The sequence below is a fragment of the Mesorhizobium sp. NZP2077 genome, from assembly GCF_013170805.1.
In the GTDB taxonomy this organism is placed as follows: Bacteria; Pseudomonadota; Alphaproteobacteria; order Rhizobiales; family Rhizobiaceae; genus Mesorhizobium.
This window is the reverse complement of the sequence record NZ_CP051293.1, coordinates 2,303,701-2,327,630: the sequence shown is the minus strand read 5'-3', so window position 1 is coordinate 2,327,630 and position 23,930 is coordinate 2,303,701. Positions and strand designations below refer to the sequence as shown.

Genomic DNA, 23,930 nt, shown 5'->3' with positions numbered 1-23,930 from the left:
CCTCGTCACGACCGCGCCCGTTAAGAGGGAAACAGAATGATGTCGAGCGGATCCCAGGACAACGAAACCGCATCCCCGCGAGCTGGCAAATACACGCCTTGCCGCACAGTCTGCTTGACGATCACCTGCGCCGATCCCAACGAAATCACATATCGAATGGAATCGCCGCTATAGATCAGATCCTTGACGGTCCCGGCCCATCCCTTTTCGTCACCAGGCGCTGTGAAGACGATCTTCTCGGGACGAATAAACACTTCGACGTCTTGATCCGCGCGAATGCCGCTTGACGGTACGCCCTGGAGTAGGAGTTCACCGATCTTGACGGTTGCTGTACCGCCATGCTCGCCAACGACGCGACCGCCGAGGAAGTTGCTCTCCCCCATGAATCCGGCGACAAACTGATTGACGGGCCGCTCGTATATTTCACGCGGCGGCGCAATCTGCTCCACCCGACCGTTCTTCATAATCGCGATCCGATCAGACAGGACCAGCGCTTCGTCTTGGTCGTGCGTCACATAGATCAGCGTCGTCCCCAGTTCCTGATGCACTCGCCGTAACTCATGCTTCATCTGCTCTCGCAACATGCGATCCAACGCGCCGAGCGGCTCATCAAGCAGCAATAGCGGTGGTTGGAACACCAAGGCGCGGGCGAGCGCCACTCGCTGTTGTTGGCCTCCGGATAGTTGTCGAGCATAACGCTCCTCAAGGCCGTGCAATCGAACGAGCGCCGTGGCGCGGGCTATATGATCTCGTGTGTCGGCTTCCTCCATGTCACGCATCCGCAATGGAAATCCGATGTTTTGTGCAACGCTCATATGCGGAAAAAGGGCGTAGTTCTGGAAAACAACGCCGATTGAGCGCTTGTGCGTGGGAATACCGACCAGATCCGTATTGTCCAAAAGGATCGACCCTGCCTCGGGCTGAACAAAGCCGGCAATCATCATCAAGGTGGTGGACTTCCCAGAGCCGCTCGGCCCCAGCAACGTCAGGAACTCCCCGGCACGCACAGAAAGAGAGACGTCGTCCACGGCCACGACGCCGCCATAAGACTTGCGCAATGACCGCAGCTCCAGGCTGCCTGCCTGCCTGGCAGGTACTGCCGATTTCATAGGCTGTATTCCAAGATCTCGAGCCCGCGCACGCGATCGATCAGATAAATCCGTTGCGTCGCACGATCGACAAAGACGTCGTTCGACAGCGGTCCGAACTCCGAACGCATCGGAGGTAGCCAGCTGGCGATTTCGACCATTTTCCTCGGATCGCTGACATCAAGAACGCGCAAGCCATGGGAGAACCAGGCCAGGAACAATAAGTTGTCAACGATCTCCTCATGCGGCTGATGCGCTGCCCAAATGCCCATCTCTTTCCCGCGCGGCAGCTTGAACTCGTCGACGATTTTCGGCGCGTGCCGATCGGCAATATCGAGGCTTGTGGCCCACCCTTCCATATCCCACCAGCCTTCATCGACTGAGATCACAAAGTCGCCATTGGTCACCGCGCCGGGTGTTGGCACGATCGTGTGTGTGAACAGGCCGTGCAGCGGATGGCGGCAAACAGTCTTGGGTTTGGTAATATCCGTCACGTCGACGATCGCCATGCCAGCGTGTACGAGAGAGACATAGATATAATTGCCCCGCCGCAAGCCGTGGTGAACGCGATGGCGTACGCCTCCTTCCCAGGAGGGGGTTTCACCGCCAGCCGTCCACTGCCCCGGCAGCCACCAGCGCGAGACTTCCCTCGGCCGGGTGGGATCGGCCAAGTCGTAGGTCACCAGGATATTGCCTTGATAGCCTTCAATCTCCGTCGACAGATAGGCGTAACGACCGTCAAAGTCGAAGCGATGGACGCCCCGACCCCCGGTACGCAGGAAATGGATCTCCTTCGGCTGTTCGGGTCGTGAGATGTCGAATATACGAACGCCGCCCTGGAATTCCGGCGCTATGCTGAATTCAGGGTAAGCTTCGTTGTTGATCAGCATCAGATCTCCATGCACCCGAACCTTATGACTATGGGCTGTCCATGGCATGGTGAGATGCGACAGGAAGCGTGGTTTTGCCGGATCGGAGATGTCTAGAATGGTGGTTCCTTCGGGGGGCGAGATATGGCCCACGAAGCAAACGTTCCCTTGCACATTGACCTGGCCACCGCCGCGGACATCGGCGTAACCTATATGCTTGAGCTTCAATTGACCCATTTTTTTCTCCTTGAACATTTTTTCGCCGGGCAGTCCTAAGTCGTGAAGGCGACAAGGTTTATCCGCGCTCACTCATCGAGCGCGATCGCAGCAGATGCATGATGACCAGCGCCGCTATCGTTAATCCCACGAGAACCGCAGACGCAGCAAAAACGCGTGGATCACTATCGTTGAGCATGCTGTCGTAGAGTTGTTTCGGCAGCGTCTTTGCCTTGCTGCTCGTGAGAAACAACGCGATCGCGAGATCGTCGAAGGATGTCAGAAAGGCGATTAGCGCGCTGGCGGCCGTCATCGGAGCCAGCAACGGTAGAATAATATGACGAAGCCGACGCCATGGAGACGCGCCAAGAGACGCGGCTGCATCCTCGAGACGGTTGTCGATTGATTGGACCGCCGCCACCATAACAAGCACCGTCGGAGGGATCGCAAGGATTGTATGCCCCAAGACCAGGCTTATCCTTGTTCCAATTAGGCCAATTTGTGCAAAGAGAAAGTATGCCGACACACCATATGCGACCGCCGGCACTATCATTGGGGTCAAGTTGATCGACACCAAGGTCGTCCGGACCGCCGGTGGCAAGCGACGGAGCCCGAGGGCGGTCACAAGTGCGATTGTGCTCGCCAAGGCCGCTGTCACCAGCGCGACTTGAAAGCTGGTGAGTGTCGAACTGATCCACTCATCACGCGTGAAATACAATGCGAACCAACGCAATGAGAAATTGCCGAGCCTGATAGCGCTAGAGGGCGACGGGAAAAACGCCATAAGAACGATCAAGAGGATCGGGAAAGCGGTTATGGTCGCGATCAGCGCCGCCATCAGAGTTGCCAGCCTGGGCTGCGATCTCGCTGACCGCCGCCTACGCCGCAGTGGATTTGGCGAGAAGCGTCTCCACAGCGCGCGAACAGGGCGCCATCCTTGATCCAGCTTCGCGATCAGCGTGTAGAGCCTGATCGCTTCGCCGCCTTGACCTTCCGGTGCCGCATGTCCAGCACGGACGTAGCGATTGAACACTGCAAACAGCAAAAGTGTAGCCGCCAGCAAGAGGGAAGACAAAGTCGCGGCCATGGGCCAATTCAGCATCACCCCCATATGGCGCTCCACCAGAACCACAACCGAGGGGCTTTGATTTCCGCCGAGAACCGCCGGGGTCACAAAGAAGCCAAGCGAAACGATGAACACCAGAAGCGAACCCGAGATAATTCCTGGAGCTGTCTGGGGAACATAGATCAAAAAGAACGAACGCATCCGGCCCGCTCCAAGCGTTTCGGCGGCTCGGACAAGCGAGCGGTCGATGCCGTGCATGGAGCTGTAGAGGCACAATACCATGTAAGGCAGCATGACGTGGACCGTGCCAATGAAGACCCCGATACGGTTGAACACCAACGACATCGGGCGGGATACGATCGAAAGATACATTAGGCTGGAATTGACGATCCCCTCCCGGCCAAGGATGGCGACCCAGGCAAAGGTGCGCACCAACGCACTCGTCCAGAACGGCATGATGATGCAGATCAGAATGAAAAGTCGCAGTCGCGACCCGCCGGTCGCCATGACATACGCGACCGGATAGCCGACGACCAAGCTGAGGATGGTGGTAAAAAGGGCGAGCTCGAATGTCCAGACAAAGGCGTTCAGGTACAGTGCCGAACTTAGCGCCCGCTCGTAGTTACTGAAAGTAAAGACACCGTCTATCCAGAAGCTCATCCAGAGCGTCTGGATGAGCGGCACATAAAAGAAGCATAGAAGAAACAACAGCGGACCCGTCAACAACATCACGGCTGCTCGGTTGACTGTGTCCGGTCCCCGCAGTTTAGGCATGATTTCTCCATCGTGCGCTCAGAACCTTTCTGAGCCGCGGGTGCTGCGACGTCACTATTCGAACAATCCCTCTAGCACTGAACCCGGGACCGGCTATTGGCTTACCCAGCTTGCCCAGCGCTCGTTGACCTTTTCAAAATTGCTGCGGCCGGAGCTGTCCTGTTCCATCCACCAGTCGTCATTGATCATTATGAGACTGGCGAGGTGTTCAGGAGAATTGATCCGGCTGGCCGCCGTTTTGGGGTCCATGTATTGCTGCGCTGACTTCACGGTGAGGCCATAAGCTGGATAAGCATTCAGGAAGGCCGCGTGATTTTTTGGCTCCAAATAGTAATCCAACAGGCGATGAAAATTCTTCGGGTGCGGCGCCTTCTTGGGCATACCCCAATAGGAGATCTTGGCCATCGCCTGATTGAATTCGATATTGATCCCCGGATCCTGCCCCTGCTGCTTCATCACAATGATGCGGCCAAGCGTGTTCATGCCTACCACCGCATTGCCGCTCGTCATCAAATTGAGGCCTTCAGGGCTGGTTGACCAGAACTTGGCAACATGCGGCTTGATCTTGTCGAGGGAGGCAAAGGCGCGGTCAACGTCCAGCGGGTACAATTTGTCGACCGGCACGCCGTCGGCGACCAACGCCGCTTCGATGGGTCCTACATAATAGCTCGGATCGGGCAGCGCCCTGGGACCCGGGAACTTGCTGACGTCCCAGACATCCGCCCAGCTGCGCGGATGCGACCCTTCTTTGAACTCGGTGGCGCTGTATACGATGCCCGCGCCCCAGACGATCGTGCCTACACCGTACTGAAGTGCGCCGTTGGTGATTAGGTCGTCTTTCAGCCCGGAGCGCAGTGCCGAGTAGTCGATGGGCTCAAGCAGGTTTCGCCGGCCCAAAATGCCGATATCCGTGGCACCAATTTCCCAGAAATCAAGGTCAACAGTGTCTGTTGAGACCATTGCCTCGACCTTGGCGAGCTTCGGATATGGAACTGACACGACTTTGATGCCCGTGGCAGCGGTAAAGGGATCGAAGATCGTTTTTCGCTGCACCTCCTCCACAATCCCGCCAGTTGTTCCGTATAATATTTCGGGTTCTTCCTTCTGCTGAGCCCATGCCGTCGGAGCCGCGACAAGCGCTGCCGTTGCAACTGCCTCCCTGAGCAGGGCGCGTCGAGACATTGCACGTTTCAACATTATTCTTCCTCCCTTTTAGAGTTCCCTCAGTAACAACCCTCAATCATCCACTCGTAGTCACAAAGCAAACAATAACTTCATCCACTAAAGCCGGTCGAGCCACTACCAAAGTTCATCATGACATGCCTGACGATGGTATATTCTTCGAGACCATACATCGACATTTCCTTGCCGAAGCCTGACATCTTCATGCCACCATGAGGCATCTCATGCACGAAAGTCAGATGTTGGTTCACCCATACGACGCCATATTGTAAGCGCGCGCTGATCTTTAGCGCGGTCTTGACGTCGCGGGTCCACACCGACGAGGCAAGCCCGTAGTCGTTGTCATTTGCCCAAGCGATGGCCTGGTCAGCATCCTCGACGCGCGTGACGGAAACGACCGGTCCGAACACCTCGCGCCGGACGATCTCGTCCGACTGCAGGGCTCCAACAATCAGCGTCGGCTCATAGAAAAAGCCGGCGCGATCTGACGGACGGCCCCCCGTCACGACCTCGATGTGCTTCTGCTGCGCCGCGCGCTCCACGAAACTGGCGACCCGCTCGCGCTGACGCTGGCTGATCAAAGGACCCAACTCGGTCGTCCCTTCGCCGGGCGAACCAATACACAACGACTTGAGGGCGCCGTCGAGCTCAGCGACCAGCTTGTCGTGGATTTTTGGAGCCGCATAGATACGACACGCGGCCGTACAATCCTGGCCTGCATTGTAGAAACCAGCAAAGCGGATGCAACGCACGACCTCTTCGAGGTCGGCGTCGTTCATGACGATGACGGGCGCCTTGCCGCCGAGTTCCAGATGGGTGCGCTTCAGCGTCTTTGCCGCGGTTTGCAGTACCTTTTGGCCCGTCACGGTGTCACCTGTGAGTGACACAAGCCGGATGTCTGGATGGGCTACGAGCGCGGAACCTATGGTCTCGCCGCGACCGGGCAGGATGTTTACCACACCTGGCGGAAGAACCCCGGCCAACAGCTCGGCAAGCTTCAACGACGAAAGCGGCGTCTGCTCCGAGGGCTTCAGAAGCACCGTGTTACCCGCTGCCAGCGCCGCTGCGAGCTTCATGGCTGCGGTCGTCAAAGGGTAGTTCCAAGGAGCGATCAAACCGACAACGCCCACGGGATCGCGTCGGGTCATGCTGGTATGATTGGGAAGATACTCGCCGGCGGCGCTGCCCCCCATGCAACGCGACGCCCCCCCCATGAAACGGAAGAGCTCGGCCACGGCCGGCATCTCGTCCTTCAACATACGGATATAGGGTTTTCCGGTGTTGAGCGACTCAAGGGCCGCGAACGCTTCGGCGTCCCTGTCGATCAAGTCAGCTATACGGAAGAGCAATCCCGCACGGTAGGCGGGTGTCGTGATTGACCACGTCGCGAAGGCTTTCGTGGCCGCGGCGACCGCCGCATTAAGTTGATCCAACGACGCTTCAGCGACCTGTGCGATGACGCTGCCAGAAGCCGGATCAACGATGGCCTCGACCTCTCCCTGGCCAGCAACAAGCTGTCCGTCGATGAAAAGCCGCGTTTCGATCTGTGAAGATGGCAGGTCCATAACGCTTCCTCTGGCAACGTGTGCTAGTCCCTTTCGACTTGACTATAGAAACCGGGCCTGCTGCGTAAAATTCAAAATACAAGCCGGCAGCTATCGGAAAAATCGATGGCCACTAGGCGGTGAAGTGGCGCACCATTCGATAGCCTCGCGCCAACGCAAGGAACACGGAGGCCGGCTCCGCCAGCATCGATCCCCGCCGCCAAACGACACCGACGTCGACAGTCGGGATCGGGTCCTCCAGTGCTCGCACTTCGAGGCGGTCTCCTTCCAGAGACCATTGGCGGAAGGCGATGTCAGGCAACACCGCGATCCCTGCTCCGGTCGCCACCAGGCTGCGCACCGCCTCGACTGACGAGGTATGCAAAACGATATTCGGATGGAGGCCGGTCGGACGCCAAATCCCCTCACTGTTTTGTCCCATCTCATCAATCGTCAGCCCGATTACAGGCTCTCGCGCGATATCTGCCAAGGCGATCTGCTTGCACGCTACCAGTGGATGACCCGCCGATAGCCAAACTCGATTGCTTGAACGAACCAGAACTTCCGACTCTAGTGCATCTTGATTGGCCAAATTGGAGATCAGCATCAAGGCAACCTGCAGCTCGCCGTTGACGACCAGATGTTCGATGTAGGACCGGTCCTCCTCGGTGACTTTGACCACTAGCTTCGGGAACACCCGACGCAGTCGGGCCAGGACATCCGCCAGGAAATAACCAGCAACAAGGCTCGTAACTCCGAGCGTTAGCGTGCCCGAGATCGATTGAGGCTTGGTGATACTGACCGCCCTCCCAGCGTCCGCCACTGCCGCCAGGATCAGCCGCGAATGCCGCAGGAACTGGTGCCCCTGATAGGTCAACACAACACCCTTGGAGTGGCGGTCGAACAGGGTGGCCCCAGTCTGCAGTTCAAGCATTCGCACGCTCTCGGTGATGGCCGACTGTGAGATACCAACTGCCGCTGCCGCCGCGGATATGCTCCCCTCCTCAGCCGTCGCGACAAAATACGAGATCTGGCGAATAGTAATGTTCATCGGAATTGCTCACGCCTCCGAGTTGCCACCACAATTTTCGATGGACGCGACCACCGTCCAGGCCACAACCGATACGGTTACGGCCGCTCAGTACGAAAAGCGATGCTGCTTTGAATCTGCACAGTAGCTGGCAGGCGACGAGCCTGTTTTCTTAGTGAGGCATCGCAATCGACCGACAAACCTAGCGCAGCGCGAATGGCGCCCTCCTTACCAACGCGGACATGCCCACCGAGCGGATACGTCTGCGTTGACATCGAAAGAGCCGCTCGCCCGATGCGCGGGCCTGTGCGGATCGCGTCCTGCAGCAACTTGTTTTGTTCGCGTACACCATGATCTTGTAGACGCCGCGCCGGACAAGGGCGGGCCACAGTGCCAGATGAACTGAAACGTCTCACGCCAACGACGGACTTCATTGTCATCTGTTTGATGTCAACCATGAAGGGGCTCATCCTCGTTCTCAGAAGCAAGGGTGTCCGAGCATCGGCCGAGATCCCCGGGGTCTGAGGCTGCCGAGAGGCGTCGCTCAATTTGCGACCTTTTCCAAAGTTCCGATTATTGATACATAATCTCTATTTTCGAGAATCTCAAAGTACGTTCTCATTGTCAAGCGGAGATTGGGCCCGACCTGCTGCAAAGGCTAAAATCGAAGCACAGAGGCCCGGGTCGATCACGGAGCGAGAATTTTCGAACTGCGCGGCCAAGAGTAGACACGGATTAAAGGCGAACCTCGCCTGTCACTTGACCCATCATGGATCGTTTCGATCCCACTGGATGATCGCGGTTGCTGCTGGTGATTTAAAGCCGGCCAACTGAAATCTACCATCGTCACTTGATGCGTCCGATCGCATCCGGAACAGGGATCCCGCCCGGCCATAGCATCCTGTCGAGACCGGCAGGAGCCGGTTCGGCACTGACCCTGACCGATAGCCGGATATAGAGGAGCGCATCGACGATCAGGCAACGGGCAATCTCACCTCGCACTCTGTCAGTTGCTGCAGACTTTTTTGATTGCATTGGAGGCCTGAACCAGGCCGGAAAAATCACTCACGCTCTCGTCGTCCGTCGGCGCCGATGAAAGTCGCACGGCGAGCAGCTTATTTGGCAGCATTGCAACCACCTGTCCGCCGTAACCCATGAACCGTGCGAAATTTCCGCTGCACCCATCAAAGGAGAAGTCATCGATCCAGAAAGAACTAAAGTATCTCTGGCCCAGACCGGTTGGTCGGCCTGTGTCCAGGCCCCACTTGTGATGGTTCGTCAAACCCTCTTGGGTTTTCTGTTGGCTAAGAACTTGGTCCCCTGAAACTGCGCCATTGTTTTGAAAGAGCTCGGCGATCTTGACGAGATCATCAACGGTCGCATACAGCCCCTCGAACGCAAGAGGCTGCCTTTTTACACCAAACGTGGTTGCCACAGGCAGGTCGTAGATCCCGATTTTTTCGTACACCTCCCGTCGTAGCATCGATACGATGTCTTTGTCGGCGCCTTCCTTCTGTTTAAGCAGGCTGTCCAAGGCCGCGACAAGCACGAAGTAATCCTCGTCTCGATAGCGAACAAACCTGTCGACACCCCAGCCATAGGACCTGGGGCGTGCGAGCGCCTTGTCCAGTTTCGAAGCGAAATCGCCGTCGTTGTAAAATGCCATGTAGGAATCATCATACGGCTCGTCACCGATGTTCACTTCAGGCTTCCCTGCCCCGTTTCCGACACCGGTCGCCATGTTGAGGGCGCTGCCTAGCGTCACGTCCTTCCAAGCCGGAAAGTGTTTCGCTTCCGGTATCAGATCGTCAATCTTCATCGTGAAGATTTGATCCCCGTATTTGGCTGCCATCTCAAGCATGGCCATGCGCGCGACGGCGGATTTTGTCGCAGACCATACGCCGAAGCGCTGTCGGTCGCAGTAAGGCAGCGGACCGTCCGACGTTTGGCAACTCTTCATATAAATGGTGCCGTCAGCAAAGACCGCGGTCACGACTTTCCAGTCCTCACGCATACGGCCGCCGAACTCAGTGCTTTGAGCCGTGGTCAGGCCGACCGGCAGGTTGTCCCACGATGTTACCGGCAGGCGGCTGGCCTCTCGCACACTAAACGCCTTTTCAATGGCATGGACGTCCTCTGTCGAAATCGGTTTCATCGTCGAAACGGACGTTGCGGTTGCCTTGAAAACCGCGCCAGCCTGGAAGGGCGTGGTTCCGGTGGTTATTTGAATATGCAAGGGCGTGATATCCGCATCTTTGTACATAAACAGAGCGACGCCGTTATGGCTCTCGCCGCCTTCCACGGGATTCATAAGTGCAAATGGGAACGACGCGCGCGTCCAGCCCGGCGGATCATGCGGTTCCGACCAAACTTTTCCGGGCTGTACCAATATCTGCCAGTAGGTCCCAGCTCCCGTGGGTTTGAAGTCACCCAGGATTTCTTGTGAAGAGGGGACGAGGGTGCTTCCGACCGTCGTGAAGCTGATTTCGAAAGCAGGAAATGCATGCAGGTCCTTGCCATTTACCGGCGCAAGCTTGTCGGTGCTCACCATACTTGCCCCGGCAAAAGCCAGATGTCCGCTGAACGGCTTGGTGGCGTGCGAAGCATCCTTTGAGGAAACAAAGTCGTCGTTGGAGCGTAGCTGCAGCGTTGCGCTGGATTTTACGTCTTGAACCGAAATTGGTGAGGCCTTTAGATCACTGGCAGTGCCGGTAATGGCCAACGAGACGATCCCAAGTGCCACAAATGCAAATCTCGCTCTCATTTCAGTTCTCCCAAATTCCCGCTATTGGCATCGTCTTCAGGACTTCTAAGCCTTCAAAGCGAGCTGAGATCGCGCTGAAGCAGGGCTGGCGATCGTGGCGCCAAGCCTTTCCAGAAGCCATTTCGCTTTCTCGACCAGTTCGGCATTGCTCTTCACAAGCTCGGTCTTCGACATGCGGATCGTGTCCTCCATCCCGATCCGTACATGGCCGCCAAGCAGGTAGGATTGCATCAACATCGGGTAAGCGGCGCGGCCGATGCCAAAGCCTGTCCAGATCGCTTCCCGGGGCAGCATGTTGCGAGCGAACATCATGGTCTCAGGCGTCGTCGCGAAGCCGTATTTCACACCAAGCACAAGACTTGCGAGCGGCGGACCGCGAAACACGCCGCTTGCGAGAAAGTCGTTGAGGAGATTGATGTCTCCGCTGTCGAAAAGCTCGAACTCGGGCCGGACCCCACAGTCATAGATGATCTCCGCCATCTTCTTGACGTTGGGGGGCGTGTTGATGACGACCTCGCTGCCGAACGTCATCGTGTTGAGATCCAAGGTGCAGATGTCGGGCCGCAGATCGCGGATATGCTCGACGCGGCGTTCAGCGGTCACGAAATTGGTCCGGGGGCCGGCAATCTTGGGGTCCTCCTCACCGGGCTGGAACCGGCCACCAGGTCCGGTGGTGATATTCAGGATCACCTCCGTATTCTTGGCGCGGATCAAACGAACGAGCTCGCGGTAGTGATCGAGTTCCATCGACGGCCGACCGTCGGGATGGCGAACGTGAAGATGCAGGATGGACGCCCCTGCATCGGCGGCCTCAAGCGCCGAGACAGCGATCTGCTCCGGCGTGACCGGCAGATTTGCGTTGTCTTGCGGCCTTGTCAGGCTACCGGTCACGGCGCAGGTGATGATGGTGTCCTTCGACATCAGACTACCCTCTCAGCTTGCAAGGATGGCAGTGGCGGCGATCTCGACGAGAAGGCTCTCGTCGATTAGTGCTCCCGCCTGCACCATCGTCGTTGCGGGTCGAATGGCGCCGAAAACGGAGCCGTGGGCTTTGCCGACGGCCTCCCAGTCGCTCATGTTGCGCAAGAAAATGCGCGTCTCGACAATATCGTCGATCGAGGCGTCGAGTTCGTGCAACGCAGCACCGATGCGCTGCAGAACCACGATGGTTTGTTGTTCCGCATCGCCGGGGTGAAGTGCCCCATCGGGTCCAGAGGCGGAAGTGCCCGATACAACAATGATGTTTCCGGCGCGCACCGCCCGGGAATAACCGATAGCCGCGCCCCACTTGTTGTTCACGTCGACCCTGGCCCTTTTCATGTGCCACTCCTTGGCTGCCCTGGAGTTTCCTGCCGCTATCATGATGCGAAAGGCAGCAATGCCCGGTCGAAGGCCCGCACTATTTCGTCGATATCGGCATCTTCCATGGCAGTGGAGAACGCCATCAATCCATTGCCTGCAATGATCACGCCTTCGTCGAACAACGCCTTGGCGAGGGCCGATACCCGCGCGGCGCCATCTGCGGCGAATGTGGAGCGGTAGTCGCTCAGCGGTGCGTCCGTCAGGTGGACACGCCGCAGCGAACCCAGTCCGGCAACCTGCCCCTTGATCCCGTGTCGGGCAAAACAGGCACCAATACCCTGGTCGAATCGATCACCGAGCGCCTCGAGCTTCTCGAATGCGGCAGGGGTCAATTCCTCCAGAGCGGCTATCCCTGCCGACATGGACATGGGATTGGCGCTGAATGTGCCGCCATGCGGCACCGCGGGCGGACCCTTGCTCGGATCGAACACCGACATCACCTCCGCGCGGCCGCCGATGGCGCCGATGGCGAAGCCGCCACCGATAATCTTGCCCAGCGTGGTGAAATCCGGATCGATGTCGAAACGGCCCTGCGCACCATTGTAGCCAAGGCGAAAGGTGATGACCTCGTCGAGGATCAGCAGCGCCCCAAGCTCGCGCGTAACCCGCCGCAGCATCGCCAGATATTCGGGCTTAGCCGGCACCAGCCCTGCGCGATTGGGCATGACATCGACGAGCACGGCCGCCAGGCTGTTGCCGCTGGCGCGAAGGATTGCCTCGGCTACAGGCGTGTTGTTGAAGGGAATGACGACGACATCGTCGAGCACGCCCTGGGGTGTCCCCTTGGCGGTCGGCACGGATCCCGGCCTGTCGATGTCGCCCCAGGTGGCGGGGGTGGCGTCCTGGCTTGTCTCGGCTGGATCGTAGGTCCCGTGGTAGGCGCCCTCGCATTTTGCAATCTTCGGTCGGCCGGTATAGGCGCGCGCCGCCTTGATCGCGTTCATCACCGCTTCAGTGCCGGAATTGGTGTAACGAAGCTGCTCGACGGACGGCAGACGGTCGCACAGGATTTCCGACAGCCGGATCTCACTCTCGGTGGGCATGCCGAAACATGTGCCGGCCTCGAGCTGCCGTGTGGCAGCCTCGAGGATCTGGCGATTGCCATAGCCATGAATCAGAGAGGTGAAGTTCCCCAAGGCGTCGATCCGGACATGGCAATCGACATCGGTGATCCGGCAGCCATCGCCGCGCCAGGCATAGATTTGATGCGGCTTGCGATAGACGGTCGTGCGCGTGTTCCCGCCAGGCATGACCTCGCGGGCACGGGCATAGAGGTTTTCGGAATTTGGTGTCGCTGGTGCTGACATAAGGTCGCTCATCACTTGGTTCTACGTGGCAAGATTGATCCGCTCGCGACGCAAGGTCGGATGGCCGTTGTCGAATTCTTGAGCAAAACGGTGCCCCGAATAGACGGCGGCATAGATGGCGGCCGGCGCTTCGCAATCCCCGATGCGCGAGACACGGCGCAGTCGGCCTGCGTCACCCCTGTCAAGACGGGCGCTCAGCGCTTCAAACAGTTCGTTGCGAGGTAGCCGCGCTGTGACGAGGACAAGGGCGTCGGTCTCCCGGTGGCTCGTTGCGCCTGTTCGCGCATCGACGAAGAGGGCCTGGCCTTCATGCGCACCGGCGAGCGCCATGTGCGTAACCATTCCAACGCCACGCTCATATAGCCGCTTTGCTGTTCGAATGTTTTCAAGCGTGTTGATCGTGAAGGAGGAGACGTCGGCCGCTGGCGTGACCAACGTCACATTATTGCCCATCAGCGCCAGCTTTTCAGCGATCACGGCGCCCATGTAGTAGTGGTCGTCGTCATAGACGATAATGCGGCCCGAAGGGATATTGCCGCCCATGATGTCGTCCGGTGTGAACACGGGCACGCTGGCTGACAATGCAAGCGGCTTGAACGCCGCGCGCCCCACGCCATCGGCGCGCCATTGCGATCCAGTCGCGAGCACGACCTCATCGGCGTCAAACTCGAGAACATCGGCCAATCCGAGATCGCTTTCGAGATAGACACCGACATTCGAGAGTTTGTCGAGCTGAGTGACGCGCCAGTCGCGGACCCTCAGCCACTCACGCAGACCCGGCAGCTCGCCCTCAAGGGTCACGCGGCCACCGAGACGGCTTTGACGCTCGGCCAAGGTTACCTGGTAGCCGCGCTGACCGAGCGCCCGGGCGCATTCGAGACCCGCTGGCCCACCGCCAACCACGAGCACGGTCGCATCGCTTGATTTGGTGGAAATTCGTTCGGGATGCCAGCCGCGACGCCATTCTTCGCCCATGGTCGGGTTTTGCGTGCAGCGCAGGTTCGTCATGGCAAAGTGGCTGGACACGCAGATGTTGCAGCCAATGCACTCGCGGATATCTTCGTAGCGCCCCTCCTCGATCTTCTTCGGCAAGAAGGGATCGGCGATCGAGGGGCGCGCGGCGCCAATCATGTCAAGCACGCCGCGACGGATCAGGCTTGCCATCGTGTCGGGCGAAGTGAAGCGCCCGACACCGACGACCGGCTTGGTGGTGACGCCCTTGATCCCGGTCATGAACGGCTCGTGGTCGTTCTCGGGTGCGAAGCGGGAGGTCGGCGAATCGTCGGCCCAGGTTCCAACGACGAGATCCCACAGGTCCGGCAGTTCGGCGAGCAAGCCTATGGCCTCTATCCCTTCGTCCGCGGCGCGAAGTCCTTCGGGGCCAAACAGTTCATCGATGATCAGACGTACGCTCACCGCGCAGGCATCGCCGCCACCCTCTCGCGTTGCCTCGATCAATTCCTTGAGAAGGCGAACCCGGTTTTTCAGCGAGCCGCCATATTCGTCGGTGCGCTGATTGCGGGGCGAAATGAATTGGAAGGCGATGGTGGAGAAATTGCCGTCGACATTGAGAATGTCGAAGCCGGCCTTGCGCGCCCGCTGCGCCGCCGCCTTCCACCATCCCAGCAGTGCCTTGATGTCGGACTTGTCCATGGCGCGAACCTGGACCGGATGGTGTCCGCTGACGGGTCGGTCCATCGGGCCGAGCGGCACGTCGCGGGTCATGCGATTGGCGTTGTAGTAGGCGGGATAGGCGAGTTGCACGCCGGCCAGCGAGCCGTGCTCGTGGACCGCTTCGACCATCAAAGCGAGCGGTGGAATGTCGCCGTCATCCCACAGCATCTGCAGAACCTCCGGCATGAGGTCGCCTGAGGGATGAACCGAACAATGCTCGGTGTTGACCACCGCCCATCCGCCCTCGGCCTTGATACCGCGCATGGCGGCATGGGCTTGCGGTCGCAAATTGCCCATGCCGTTGCAGTGAGGTGCCTGGTAGAACCGATTGCGAGCGACAACAGGTCCGATCCGCACCGGCTCGAACAGGATATCGAAGCGTGGATCGCGCATGCATGGCTCTTTCTGTGTCTTCGCCTCAAAGAAGGACGAAGGGCGTGCTTTGTCAGGGGATGAAGCCAGTACGACCGCTAGGCGCGGATCTTGATCCAGGTTGCCTTCAGCTCGGTGTATTTGTCGATCGCATGCAGCGATTTGTCCCGTCCGAAGCCCGACTGCTTGTAGCCGCCAAAGGGCATTGTAATGTTGCTCTCATCAAAGTTGTTGATCCAGACAGAGCCCGCTCTAAGCCGGCGAGCGGTGGACAGCGCGACGTCGATGTTGTCGGTCCAAACAGCTGCGGCCAGGCCATAGATGGTGTCGTTGGCAAGCGCGACCGCCTCCTCCGCCCCGGAAAAGGAGATGGTGGCAAGGACGGGGCCGAAGATCTCCTCTTGCGCAATCCGCATCTTGTTGCTGACATTGTCGAAAACGGTCGGCTCGATGTAGTAGCCGCCGGTCTCGCTGAGGACACGCTTGCCGCCGGACTTGAGCTCGGCCCCTTCCCTGGCGCCGATATCGATGTAGTCGAGCACACGATCCATTTGAACCTGACTGACCATGGCGCCCAGCTTCGTGGCCGCATCGAGAGGGTCGCCAACGGTCAGCGTTTTCCCGACAGCAATCACCTTCTCGAGAAACGCGTCCTTGATCTTGGCGTCCACGAGAAGACGTGAGCCGGCGTTGCAGACCTCACCCTGGTTGAAGAAGATGCCGTAAGCCGCCGCCGTCGCGGCTTCGTCGAGGTTGCCGCAATCGGCCATGACGATATGCGGGGTTTTGCCGCCGCATTCGAGTGCCACGCGTTTCATGTTCGACTGGGCGGAATAGCTCATGAAGAGCTTGCCGACTTCAGTCGAACCCGTGAACGTCACCGCATCGACATCCATGTGCAGGCCAAGCGCCTTGCCCGCGGTCTCGCCAAGGCCGGTGACCACGTTGAACACGCCATCGGGAATACCGGCTTCCGCCGCGAGTTCGGCAAGCCTGATCGCCGAGAGCGGTGACTGCTCGGCAGGCTTGAGAATGACCGAGTTGCCCGCTGCGAGCGCTGGCCCGAGTTTCCAGCATGCCATCAGCAAAGGAAAGTTCCATGGGACGACCGCCGCCACGACGCCGACAGGCTCACGCGTAATCATGCCCAGAGCACCGCTGCCGGTCGGAGCAATCTCGTCGTAGATCTTGTCGATCGCCTCGGCGTACCAGGCGATCGTATTGGCAGATGCCGGAACGTCGATTGAGCGCGCGTCCGAGATCGGCTTGCCCATATTCAAGGTCTCGAGCAGGGCGAGCTCATCACCGTGCTGATGCATCAGCTCGGCGAAGCGCTGCAGCACTTTCTTGCGATCGCTCGGTGAGCGCCGCGACCAGGAGCCAGACTCGAAGGCGCCGCGCGCGGAGCGCACCGCCAGGTCGACATCCGTCGCGTCGCACGACGCTATCTGGGCAAGCGTTGTTCCATTGGAGGGATTGATCGCGTCGAACACCCCACCCGACACCGCGTCGACGAATTTTCCGCCAATGAATGCCTGTTTGCGGAGATTGAGATTGGACGCGGCTTGACGCCAGTCGATCGCACTCATGGAAGCTACCTTTCTCGATAATCGATACCTGCAGTCAATTAATGAGAAATTAGACCTTTCGGTCGCTGGCTGTCAACACAATATCGCAATGTTCCGCAATGATTTCTCAAAAGACGAGCGCCATCGACGACGTTCGTCAGATATTTCTTGCGAAAATACCCTCAAACGTTGCGCGAAAAACACAACTTTTATAATAATACGTGCAAATAGAGCGCTTCGGTTACTACCGAACGCTGCCGAGCAGGCAAGGATTTTCTGGACTCAGGCTGTACTTTTTAACGTATGCCGGAATTGTTTTTCCAGGATCTTAGACAGTTTCTCCGCCAGACGCTTGACCACTGCGACGTTAGTTTCTCGGTTGGTGTCGATAATTCCCTGGATCGTGCCCGTGACACACAGGCTATGCTGCGTGCGCTGCCCATCGATCCTGATCGGCGCGGCGATCGCTGCAAATCCGTCGACATCTTCACCGATGCAATAGGCCACACCGGTTTTGCGCACGAGTTGCAGTTCTTCCACGAGGACGTCGAAGTCGACTTTGGTCGCAGCCGTGAACCGCTTGAGCGGCTTGTCGAGCACCGAAGCGATGAAGTTCGGATCCTGAAAGGCGAGGATTGCCTTGGCCGAGGCGCCGGCGTGCGCCGGGATTTCGTGCCCCGGGACAATATAGGCCCTGACCAGATCGCCGGGCGCGACCATGTCGAGGCTGCGCACGCTGTCGCCCGACAGTCGCGCGATGAAGCAGGCCTGGCCGGTTTTTTCTGAAAGCTCTTGCAACGTCGGACGCGCAACGACCTTGAACCAGTCGTCGCTCGCACCTGAAAAGAGCAGTCTTTCCAACCGTCGCCCAAGCTTGAAATTGGCCGCGCTTGGGCCGCTCTGCTCGATCAGTTCAACATCAGCCAAGCTCTTCATCAGCCTGTAGGCCGAGGCTTTCGGCAGATCGAGCATCTCGCCGACGGCGGTTCCCGAGATGCCGCCTGGAAAGCCGGCGACGATCTCGAGAATACGCACATAGCGCTCCAGAGGCTTTTCAGTAGCCGCTTTGCCCGATGTGCTCTTGTCCATGATGCCTGCGCTCTAGCCCTTTGCGATTCGATCATCATGCCAGTCGAAATAGCGCATAGCCAAGGGCACGAACCACGGCGAGCCGTTAAAGAATGGCACCGTAGGAAATTTTTCGACGTCGAAGGCCGAAGACATGTCTCCCCGTTGAAGAATTCGGGCAGCAAGCTTCTCCCCAAAATGTGTTCCAAGAGGAATGCCGGCAAAGTTGTAGCCGAGGGCAAAGTGCACGCCGTCCTTCGTGCCGATATGGGGCATGAAATCGAAAGTTCCCGCGCAGTGCCCGGTCCATGCACGGCTGAGGCGGACACCCTTGAGGTCAGGCAGGATTCTCACAAGGCGATCGCGGAGCGCGCCTGCGAGCGGCGTCGCCGTCGGGCTCGCTGTACCAGTCATGCCGCCAAACAGAATGCGGCTCGAATCAGGTGCGGTGCGAATAAAATCGATGTTCATCCTGGTGTCGAGATAGGTGCGGCGGCGCGGTATCACCTTGTCGATTGTTTCAGGTGGCAACAGCTCGGTTGCAATGACAAAACCACGGAAAGGAATTACCCGCCTTGCAAGCCACCTGAGGTCGCGGCTCGTATATCCATTGGTGGCGACAATGACATGAGGGGCAGCAATGTCGCCTCTTGACGTTCGAACGGTCTTCTCATTCGCAGTGTGATCGATGCCCACGACATTGGTGAGAGGATACAGCCTGACACCAGCATCGAGCGCCTTGCGGACAAGGCCCGCGTGATAAAGCCCGGGATGAATTGAACCGAGATCTGGAATGACCGCGCCGCCATGGTAGCTGTCGGAGGCGATTTCTGCATGAACGTCATGTTTCTCGACCACGGAATAATCGAACCCGACGGCCTGTCGGGTCTGTTCAAGTTCGGCGATCAAGGCTCGAAAATGAGCCGTCGAATTGGCGGCAATGAAGCGGCCGCAGGTCTGGTAGTGGCATTCGATGCCCTCGCGCTCGACGAAGGCCTGAACACCACGCATGGCGGCGTCAAGCTCACGATAAACTTTCAACGCGTGCTCGCGCCCCGACTTTTGCGCCAGCCATTCGACGGACCGCTTCAGCGTGCGGCCAACAAAGCCGGCATTGCGGCGTGCAGCGCCCTCGCCGATCCTCTGCGCATCGACAACAGCAACGTCACAACCCGCGCGCGCCAGATAAATCGCTGCCACTAGGCCCGTGATGCCGCCGCCAACGATGACGACATCAGCCCTACCGCCAAGGCCGGCCGGTTCGTTGTTTTCGTCGGCCGAAGGCAGCGGCGCCGCCGACCACCAATAGGGTTCCTCGCGATAATCGTTCGCGAACAATCCGGTCTGCAACGCACCGATCTTGCCTGTGTCTTGCGACATGATGTGCAGCATTACGTTACCTATTCTTATTGACGTTGTAGGCAATAGCCATCAGGCAACTCGTCAGTACGATCATCACCGTGGCGGCGGCGAGGATCGTCGGATCGAGCTGTTCACGCAGTCCCGTGAACATTTGCTTTGGAAGCGTGCGCTGCTCAGGTCCGGCAATAAACAAGACCATTACCACTTCGTCGAATGACGAGGCGAAGGCGAAGACCGCGCCCGCCGCGACGCCCGGCGCGATGATTGGAAGCATCACGGTTCGAAATGCCGTCAGGCGGCCGGCGCCGAGACCTGCCGCGGCCCGCATCAGGTTGAAGTCGAAGCGCGTCAGCGTGGCCGTCACGGTGATGACAACAAAGGGCGAAGCCAAAATCGTGTGTGCAATAACGACACCGGCGTAGGAATAGTTGAGACCGAGCGGCGAAAAGAAGATGAACAGCCCAAGGCCCAGCACGACGACAGGAACGATCATCGGTGAAATCGCAAGCGCCATCACGGCGGTGCGGAAAGGGAACCGTGGATTGACAAGCCCGATCGCCGCGAGCGTGCCCAGAGTCGTGGCGACCACCGTGGTCGAAATTGCAATCACCAGGCTGTTGACCATTGCTCCGGTCCACAAGGGCGAGGAAAAAAGCTCCGCGAACCAGCGAAGAGACAACGCACGGAATGGGTATGTAAACCAGGGATCGGCATTGAGCGAAATTGGGAGAGCGACCGCCAGCGGCAGCATCAGCAAGAGAAGTGCGATCCCAACAAATCCATAAAGCGGCATACGAATGTAGGCGGGAAACTCAGTGTAGACGCGGCGGCCCATGTTCATATCCGATCCGATGAGTGACGCGCGACATGTCGCGCAAGGGGCAGAGCAACGAGGCCGGCCCCCAAGATGAGTATGACGCTAAGGGCCGAGGCAAGCCCCCAATTCAGATCCTCATTGGTAAACCTGGCAATGAAGAAGCTCACCATCTGATCGGACGGTCCACCCACCAATGCGGGCGTCAGATAAAAGCCAAGGCACAGTACGAAGGTGAGAAGTCCGCCGGCGGCAATGCCTGGAACCGCCTGCGGCAGAAAAATAGTTGCATGGGCCCGGAGTGGCCCTGCCCCAAGGTTCCGAGCGGCCTTGACCTGGTTCGTCGGGATCGCCCGCATCACGCTGATCATGGGCAAGACCGTGAACGGCAACTGGATCTGGATCATCGCGATAATGGTCGCCAGGCGCGTGTAAAGGAGGGGCAGCGGCTCTGATATTAGTCCCGTTCCAGCCAGCGTGGCGTTGAGAACGCCGTTGGTCTGAAGGAAGACGATCCACGACATTGTTCGCACGAGCAGCGAGGTCCAGAACGGCAGGAGAATGAAGAACAGGAGGACTGCGGCTGTGCGCCCACTGGCATTGGCTATGACATAGGCGACTGGGTATCCGATCAAGATCGTAAGCCCCGTCACAACAAGGCTAATCAGGATCGTCCTTAGATAGATCGACCGGAAATCATAACTCGTTTCCTGAGACAACCGACCATCGGCTTCGATCTTTACAGGAAAGCCTGTCGCCCAGCGCAAATAGAAGGCGCTGTAGCGACCATTATAGTGCTTGAAGATGCTCCAGACACCGCTCTGTCCCCAGGCCGGGTCCGCCTTGATCAACTGGGCCTTCCAGGCCTGTGGGTCGGCGCGGTCGAAATCCTCGGAGAGTATCCGCTGGGCACCAAGGATGATGTTCGCCCCGCGCGACAATTCGTAACCCACCCGACGGCTTAGCGGGCGTACTGACCCAGCATGTCCCGCGGCCTCGAGCTCCTGACCAAATGTCATGTAGACGGCGCTGAGCGGCACATCATCTCCGTCCCAGGCCTGAAGCGCCTGCGTTGTCAGCGGCAGGGCTCTGGCGATTTCCCCATCCGATACCGCCGTATGAACGATCGAACCTATCGGGATCACCAGGAACACAAGCAGAAAAATCAGGAGCGGCGCCGCCGGAAGCGCAGCCCGAACTGCCCTTCGGTGGCTGTCGCTCCTGATCGATGAGCGAACGACCCGAACCGACGGTGCCGCGGCCTTGGCAGCAGGGGTATCATTCTGCGTCATCATCAGGCCCACGTCACCGTACGGTAGTGTCATGCGAGAACTCCCACCACTCGACTTACTGGGAAATCCAGCTGGAGAAGCGGGCGTTCAGCGCGTCACCGTTTTTGGCCCAAAATGCGCCGTCCTGGGCCAAGGCGCCCTCGCTGTTTTGCGGGGCAGACGGCAAGTTCGGCAGCACGTCCTTGGCAACCAGAGCGCTGGCCGCCTTTACGGTCGGACCGTATGCGATGTAGGTGCTCAAGGTGGCGTTGACATCCGGCTTGACGCTGAAGGCCACGAACTGCTTGGCGGCTGCAAGGTTCTTCGACCCGGATGGGATAACCCACATGTCAAAGCCACGGATCTGATTGGTCCAGGCGATCCCAAGATCGGCATTTTCCTTGGCGTTGGCGTCCGCGATGCGGCCGTTCCAGGCCAGCGCCATCTTCACCTCGCCGGATTTGAGCAACTGCGGCGGTTGGGCGCCGGCCTCCCACCAGACGATGTCCTTCTTGATCGTGTCGAGCTTCTTGAAGGCTCTGTCAACGCCGGCGGGCGTTGCGAGCGTGGTATAGACGTCCGACGCCGCGACACCGTCGGCGAGCAGGGCGAGTTCGAGCGTGTCCACCGGACTCTTGCGCACACCGCGTTTGCCGGGGAAGGTTTTGGTGTCGAAAATGTCGGTCAATTTGGTAGGGGCCTGCGGGAACGCCTGTTTCTGAAACGCCAGGATCGTGGCGTAGACGCTCGTTCCCACCGCGCAATCGGTAAGGGCGCCATCAACGAGACCCGCGGACTTGAAGGCCGCGTCAGCACCAATCTTCTCAAGCAATCCCTGGTCGCAGGCGGTCGCCCCTGTTTGCGGATCGACGTCGATGACGTCCCAGGCGACATTGCCGCTATCGACCATGGCGCGCAGCTTGGCCAGTTCGCCGCTCCAGGTGTCCTGGGAGACGGTGATGTTGTTGGCTTTTGCATAAGGATCGAGAAATGCCTTTGTCTGTGCCTCCTGCAGAGCCCCACCCCAGGAAACGACGGTCAGGCCGTCTGCCAGGGCTGGAAAACTGACCGCGATCAAGACAAGTCCGGCAAGGAACGATTGTTTGAATGAACGTGCTCGTGGCATGTGATGTCCTCTCTGGATTTTCGGTTGTGTTATCTGCCGTCAAGCGCCCAGGCATCGCGGGGCTCCCAGTCGAGAAGGACGGGACTGCCCATCTCCATCTGGAGTCCCAACGATGATGAACTCTTCGCAATCAACCGTTCCCCGCCCGGCAGTTCGACGTGGATCCGGAACTGGTCGCCGCAGTAAATGATGTCGCTGACCTGCCCGCTGAGCGTTGCGGCGCGGTCCTGCCCGGTGATGCGGACGCTCTCCGGCCTGATGGCGATCGTCGCCTGTTGATCAACCTTCGTGTGAACGCTGCTGCGCGCCCAAATTTCCTGGCCGCCGGCAAGCCTTGCACGCGCCAGGTCGCCTTCGATCGAGACGACCTTCGCGTCAAGGCAGTTGTTGTCGCCAACGAACTCCGCCACGAAGCGGCTCGCGGGATGGCCGTAGATATCTTGCGCCGAACCGATCTGCTGGATGCGGCCGTCGTTGAAAATGGCGATCCTGTCGGACATCGTCAGCGCTTCGTGCTGATCGTGCGTCACATAGACGACTGTCAGGTCAAGCCGATCGGCGATCCGGCGGATTTCGAGCTGCAAATCCTCGCGCAGCTTCTTGTCCAAGGCGCCGAGCGGCTCATCCATCAGCACCAGGCTGGGTTCGAAGACGAGCGCTCGAGCCAGCGCGACCCTTTGTTGCTGACCGCCCGACAAGGCCGTGGGCTTGCGTTGCGCCAGGTCCGAAAGTTGGACTATCGCCAGCGCGTCGCCGACGCGCGTGGCGATCTGCTGCCTGGAGGAGCCGCGCACCCGCAACGAATAACCAACATTCTCGGCGACCGTCATATGCGGGAAGAGGGCATAGTTCTGGAACACCATGCCGATGTTCCGCTTTTCCGGCGGCTTGTCCTGGATCGGCCGCCCGTCGAGCGTGATTTCACCGCCTGACGGATATTCGAAGCCGGCGAGCATCATCAGCGTCGTCGTCTTGCCCGATCCCGAAGGACCCAGAAGCGTCAGGAATTCGCCCTTCGTGATCTCAAGGTTGAGATCGCGAACCACGAAGCTATGGCCATCATAGGTTTTGGATATGCCGGTCATGCCGACATGCATCGGGTGGTGAACCATGGCTGAAGGCCCTTCTCCCATTCCATCGTTCTCGATTATTGAGAATCATTATTGAATATCGAGAATAGAAGCACTTGGTTTGGCTTGCGTCAATCCCTATGCAAAAATTCTGACCGGCTACGGTCTGGCATTGAAATTGTGCGTTGCAGCATTTCTCGATGCACATGTCAGCCTTGGCAGCGGCTTGGTCGAGCACCCCAACCAGCTTCCCGTACCATCGGCCGTTGCAGATTCCGCCCCGCCACAGAACCCCCAAATTAAGCTGGGGCCGCCGCTGCACGCTTTCTGGCGCTGTTGTCGAACAATCGATTACCCTCGACTTTGATCGAACCCTGGCCGAACTGCCCCGTTTGTCAAAGAG

19 protein-coding genes are annotated in these 23,930 nt (G+C 58.8%); all 19 read right to left on the bottom strand.

The features are described 5' to 3' along the window. Window positions 1-20 precede the first annotated feature (20 nt). The 19 genes from HGP13_RS11340 to HGP13_RS11250 all read right to left on the bottom strand — a co-directional run bounded on the left by HGP13_RS11340 (window position 21) and on the right by HGP13_RS11250 (window position 23,569). Complete coding sequence (locus tag HGP13_RS11340) at window positions 21-1,109, bottom strand: ABC transporter ATP-binding protein (RefSeq protein WP_109658985.1); 1,089 nt, start codon at window positions 1,107-1,109, stop codon at window positions 21-23. After that, the gene (locus HGP13_RS11335; protein WP_109658982.1) at window positions 1,106-2,212 is read right to left on the bottom strand and encodes a hypothetical protein; all 1,107 of its coding nucleotides are present in this window, start codon (window positions 2,210-2,212) and stop codon (window positions 1,106-1,108) included. Before HGP13_RS11335 ends, HGP13_RS11340 begins: the two co-directional genes overlap by 4 nt. A 40-nt stretch (window positions 2,213-2,252) precedes the next feature. Continuing rightward, on the bottom strand, window positions 2,253-4,013 hold the full coding sequence (locus HGP13_RS11330; RefSeq protein WP_109658981.1) for an ABC transporter permease subunit: 1,761 nt from the start codon (window positions 4,011-4,013) through the stop codon (window positions 2,253-2,255). A gap of 93 nt (window positions 4,014-4,106) precedes the next feature. Next, window positions 4,107-5,210, bottom strand: coding sequence for an ABC transporter substrate-binding protein (locus tag HGP13_RS11325; RefSeq protein WP_109658980.1), 1,104 nt, complete (start codon window positions 5,208-5,210; stop codon window positions 4,107-4,109). A 77-nt stretch (window positions 5,211-5,287) separates the two neighbouring features. Continuing rightward, entirely contained in the window at window positions 5,288-6,760 is a 1,473-nt protein-coding gene (locus HGP13_RS11320; protein WP_109658979.1) for a gamma-aminobutyraldehyde dehydrogenase, read from the bottom strand. Window positions 6,761-6,872: 112 nt separating this feature from the next. Continuing rightward, window positions 6,873-7,790, bottom strand: a complete 918-nt coding sequence (locus HGP13_RS11315) for a LysR family transcriptional regulator (RefSeq protein ID WP_109658978.1) — start codon at window positions 7,788-7,790, stop codon at window positions 6,873-6,875. A gap of 77 nt (window positions 7,791-7,867) precedes the next feature. After that, entirely contained in the window at window positions 7,868-8,227 is a 360-nt protein-coding gene (locus HGP13_RS11310; protein WP_146211762.1) for a 3-keto-5-aminohexanoate cleavage protein, read from the bottom strand. Between the two features lie 548 nt (window positions 8,228-8,775). After that, the gene (locus tag HGP13_RS11305) at window positions 8,776-10,533 is read right to left on the bottom strand and encodes a hypothetical protein (RefSeq protein WP_109658977.1); all 1,758 of its coding nucleotides are present in this window, start codon (window positions 10,531-10,533) and stop codon (window positions 8,776-8,778) included. A 45-nt stretch (window positions 10,534-10,578) separates the two neighbouring features. Then, on the bottom strand, window positions 10,579-11,454 hold the full coding sequence (locus HGP13_RS11300) for a 3-keto-5-aminohexanoate cleavage protein (RefSeq protein ID WP_109658976.1): 876 nt from the start codon (window positions 11,452-11,454) through the stop codon (window positions 10,579-10,581). A gap of 12 nt (window positions 11,455-11,466) precedes the next feature. Beyond that, window positions 11,467-11,853 carry a RidA family protein gene (locus HGP13_RS11295; RefSeq protein ID WP_109661182.1) on the bottom strand — a complete coding sequence of 129 codons (387 nt, stop codon included), beginning with the start codon at window positions 11,851-11,853 and terminating at the stop codon, window positions 11,467-11,469. A gap of 38 nt (window positions 11,854-11,891) precedes the next feature. Next, a complete protein-coding gene (locus HGP13_RS11290) occupies window positions 11,892-13,214 on the bottom strand; it encodes an aspartate aminotransferase family protein (RefSeq protein ID WP_245951616.1) in 1,323 nt (440 codons plus the stop codon). Window positions 13,215-13,223: 9 nt separating this feature from the next. Further along, window positions 13,224-15,269 (bottom strand): FAD-dependent oxidoreductase, encoded by a 2,046-nt coding sequence (locus HGP13_RS11285; RefSeq protein WP_109658975.1) that lies wholly within the window; start codon window positions 15,267-15,269, stop codon window positions 13,224-13,226. Window positions 15,270-15,346: 77 nt separating this feature from the next. After that, the gene (locus HGP13_RS11280) at window positions 15,347-16,837 is read right to left on the bottom strand and encodes an aldehyde dehydrogenase (protein ID WP_109658974.1); all 1,491 of its coding nucleotides are present in this window, start codon (window positions 16,835-16,837) and stop codon (window positions 15,347-15,349) included. Window positions 16,838-17,098: 261 nt separating this feature from the next. Further along, a complete protein-coding gene (locus HGP13_RS11275) occupies window positions 17,099-17,905 on the bottom strand; it encodes an IclR family transcriptional regulator (RefSeq protein ID WP_109658973.1) in 807 nt (268 codons plus the stop codon). Between the two features lie 12 nt (window positions 17,906-17,917). Next, complete coding sequence (locus HGP13_RS11270) at window positions 17,918-19,276, bottom strand: FAD-binding oxidoreductase (RefSeq protein ID WP_109658972.1); 1,359 nt, start codon at window positions 19,274-19,276, stop codon at window positions 17,918-17,920. 4 nt (window positions 19,277-19,280) lie between these two features. After that, entirely contained in the window at window positions 19,281-20,081 is an 801-nt protein-coding gene (locus tag HGP13_RS11265) for an ABC transporter permease (RefSeq protein ID WP_109658971.1), read from the bottom strand. A 2-nt stretch (window positions 20,082-20,083) separates the two neighbouring features. Continuing rightward, entirely contained in the window at window positions 20,084-21,385 is a 1,302-nt protein-coding gene (locus tag HGP13_RS11260; RefSeq protein ID WP_109658970.1) for an ABC transporter permease, read from the bottom strand. Between the two features lie 22 nt (window positions 21,386-21,407). Next, entirely contained in the window at window positions 21,408-22,457 is a 1,050-nt protein-coding gene (locus HGP13_RS11255) for an ABC transporter substrate-binding protein (protein WP_109658969.1), read from the bottom strand. A gap of 29 nt (window positions 22,458-22,486) precedes the next feature. Beyond that, the gene (locus HGP13_RS11250) at window positions 22,487-23,569 is read right to left on the bottom strand and encodes an ABC transporter ATP-binding protein (protein WP_170136657.1); all 1,083 of its coding nucleotides are present in this window, start codon (window positions 23,567-23,569) and stop codon (window positions 22,487-22,489) included. Window positions 23,570-23,930 lie beyond the last annotated feature (361 nt).